The organism is Streptomyces synnematoformans (assembly GCF_039531005.1).
Lineage (GTDB): Bacteria > Actinomycetota > Actinomycetes > Streptomycetales > Streptomycetaceae > Streptomyces > Streptomyces synnematoformans.
In genome coordinates this window covers 1-2,776 of record NZ_BAAAPF010000532.1, presented here as the reverse complement: position 1 = coordinate 2,776, position 2,776 = coordinate 1, and the positions used below count along the sequence as shown (strand labels likewise).

Below are 2,776 nucleotides of genomic sequence, written 5' to 3'. Positions count from 1 at the left end.
CGTGACCGGGGCCGCCGGGACCGCCCGGGCCGCCGGGACCACCGGGACCGCCGGGACCACCCGGACCGCCGGGGCCCATGCCGCCGGGACCTGCGGGCAGCTGGGGTGCGCCGGAAGGCAGCTGGGGCGGGCCGCCCTGCGGCGGGCCCATCTGCTGCGGCGGCACCGGCTGCGGGCCCGATATGGCGGCGGGCACCGGCCCGCCGTGTCCGGGCGGGCCGGGCCGGTCCTGCGGCTCGGGGCCCTTGCGCATCCCCTGGTTCTGCGCCGCGGCCCGGGTTGCGGCGGCCAGCTTGGCCCGCAGGTCCTCGTTCTCGCGGAGCAGCCGGGTCAGTTCGGCCTCGACCTCGTCGAGGAAGGCGTCGACTTCGTCCTCGTCGTAGCCCTCTCGGAGTCGGACGGTCGTGAACTGCTTGTTCCGCACGTCCTCGGGGGTCAGCGGCATTTCTTCACCTCAACGTAGTCATCGGCGACATCGGCATATCGGCAGTCTTCGTCCCGCTTCACCATCACCTCGCACTGCCCACCACGGTGAGCAGGATGTAGACGATGATCATCAGGACGAAGAAGGACAGGTCCAGCGCCACGCCCCCTAGACGCAGCGGCGGAATGAACCGCCGCAGGAGCTTGAGTGGTGGATCCGTGACCGTGTAGGCGCCCTCAAGCAGCACCACCATGGGTTTGCCCGGCTCCCAGGAGCGGGCGAACATGAACACGTAGTCCATGATCAACCGGAAGATCAACACGATCAGGAAAACGAACAGCGCGATGTAGATCACTTGAAGCGCGACGTCCATCTCGCTGTGGTCCTCTCCCCTTCGCGTTCCGGCCCCACGGCCGCTCGCACAGTGTTGCTTGGCTCAGCTTTGGTTGAAGAACCCGCCCTCTGCGATGCGGGCCTTGTCCTCCGCTGTTACGTCGACGTTAGCAGGCGACAACAGGAACACCTTCTGAGTCACTCGCTCGATGCTGCCGTGCAGACCGAAGACGAGTCCAGCCGCAAAGTCGACAAGTCGCTTCGCGTCCGTGTCGTCCATCTCGGTCAAGTTCATGATCACCGGCGTGCCCTCGCGGAAGTGTTCCCCGATGGTACGCGCCTCGTTGTACGTGCGCGGGTGGAGCGTCGTGATCCGGTAAGGCTCCCGCTCGGACACGACCTTGGGCATGATCACCGGCGCACTCTTCTCCAGGCTGGGACGGTCAGGTGTGATGGAAGACACGGGAGCGATTCGCCCCGAACGCCCCGATTCGGGCAGCAGTCCGGCCGAACGCCCCGCGGGCTCCCGGTCCATGGGCCGCTCCCGCTGCGCGGGCGGCTGGGCGATCGCCCGGGGCGCCTCCTCCTGCTGCGGCGGCTGCGGGGCCTGGTGGCGGTGACGCCGCTCGGGCTCGGGCTCCGGCTCGAACTCGTCGTCGGGGTCGTACCCCGGACCGTCGTACCCATCGTCCTCCACGAGGCCGAGGTAGACCGCCATCTTGCGCATTGCGCCGGCCATGCTCTACGCCCTCCGCTCTGCGGTGGATCGGGTCCGTCGGGAGTGACGTGATCCACGCTGCCCTGCCTGAATTGACCGGGAATGAAGCTTATTTTCTGCTGTCGTCCGACTCGTTTGGCGACGTTACCGGAGCTGAGGCCGGACTCCGAGTACCGCGGTGCCGACGCGTACGTGTGTCGCTCCTGCGGCAATTGCCTCCTCAAGGTCACCGCTCATCCCTGCCGAGACCATGGTTGCAGCCGGATGCGCGGCGCGCAGGCGGGATGAGATTTCCATCAGCCGCTCGAACGCCGCCCGTTGCCGTCCCGCGTATGCGCCGGCCAGCGGCGCGACCGTCATCACGCCGCACAGCCGCAGCCCTTGGGCCGCCGCCACCGCGTCCGCGAGCGCCGGCACGTCACCGGGCGCGACGCCGCCGCGGTCCGCCGTCGCACCGCCGCCGGAATCCTCGCCGGACGCCGCCTCCCCACCGGGTTCCCGGTCGAGCGCGACCTGCAGCAGGCAGCCCAGCTCGCGCCCCTCGCGCCCGGCCGCGGCGGCGAGCGCGGCGACCAGCCGGGGACGGTCCACGGAGTGCACGTAGTCCGCGTAGCGGGCCACGGAACGGGCCTTGTTGGTCTGCAACTGGCCGACGAAGTGCCACGTGAGCGGCGCGTCCGCGGCCTGCTGCGCGCACCGGGCGGCCTTGCCCGCGGCCTCCTGGTCGCGGTTCTCGGCCACGTGCCGTACGCCCAGGTCGGCCAGGAGCAGCACGTCGCTCGCGGGATAGGTCTTCGTCACGACGACGAGCGTGACCTCCTCGCGCTTGCGCCCCGCCGCCGCGCAGGCACCGGCGATACGCTCCTCCACCGCCGCCAGGTTCGCCGCCAGCTCCTCCCGGCGCTCCCGGTCCACCGCTTCCGGCACCCCGCCGTCCCCCGTGCTCCCGTCCATCATTCGCCGTCCAGCCAGACGTACCCCGCGTGCCGGCCCGTGGCACCCTCGCGCCGGTACGAAAAATGGTCCCCGGACTCCAACGTGCACACCTCCGACACTGTGATCATTCCCACACCCAGGGACTCCAACTGCGCGGCCACGCCCGCACGGATGTCCAGTGCCGGCGTCCCCCAGCTCGTCGTCGCCCGCGCCGCCGGCACCTGCCCGGCGGCCTCCGCGCGCAGCGCCTCCGGGACCTCGTAGCAGCGTCCGCAGACGGCCGGCCCGAGGTGCGCGACGATCCGCGCCGGCGCGGCGCCCAGCCGGGCCATCGCCTCGACCGCGGCGGGCGAGGTCGGAGTCCA

The 2,776-nt window shown here is 70.9% G+C and carries 5 protein-coding genes; all 5 read right to left on the bottom strand.

All coding sequences use genetic code 11. The features are described from left to right. On the bottom strand, positions 1-445 hold a 445-nt coding region (locus ABD317_RS35585; protein WP_344295922.1), incomplete at its 3' end, for a DivIVA domain-containing protein. A gap of 64 nt (positions 446-509) precedes the next feature. Continuing rightward, positions 510-797, bottom strand: a complete 288-nt coding sequence (locus ABD317_RS35580) for a YggT family protein (RefSeq protein WP_027753688.1) — start codon at positions 795-797, stop codon at positions 510-512. Between the two features lie 63 nt (positions 798-860). Then, positions 861-1,496 carry a cell division protein SepF gene (locus ABD317_RS35575; protein WP_027753689.1) on the bottom strand — a complete coding sequence of 212 codons (636 nt, stop codon included), beginning with the start codon at positions 1,494-1,496 and terminating at the stop codon, positions 861-863. Between the two features lie 123 nt (positions 1,497-1,619). Next, entirely contained in the window at positions 1,620-2,429 is an 810-nt protein-coding gene (locus ABD317_RS35570) for a YggS family pyridoxal phosphate-dependent enzyme (RefSeq protein WP_344295924.1), read from the bottom strand. Then, on the bottom strand, positions 2,429-2,776 hold a 348-nt coding region (locus ABD317_RS35565), incomplete at its 5' end, for a purine nucleoside phosphorylase YfiH/LACC1 family protein (RefSeq protein ID WP_344295919.1). The genes ABD317_RS35570 and ABD317_RS35565, both read right to left, overlap by 1 nt.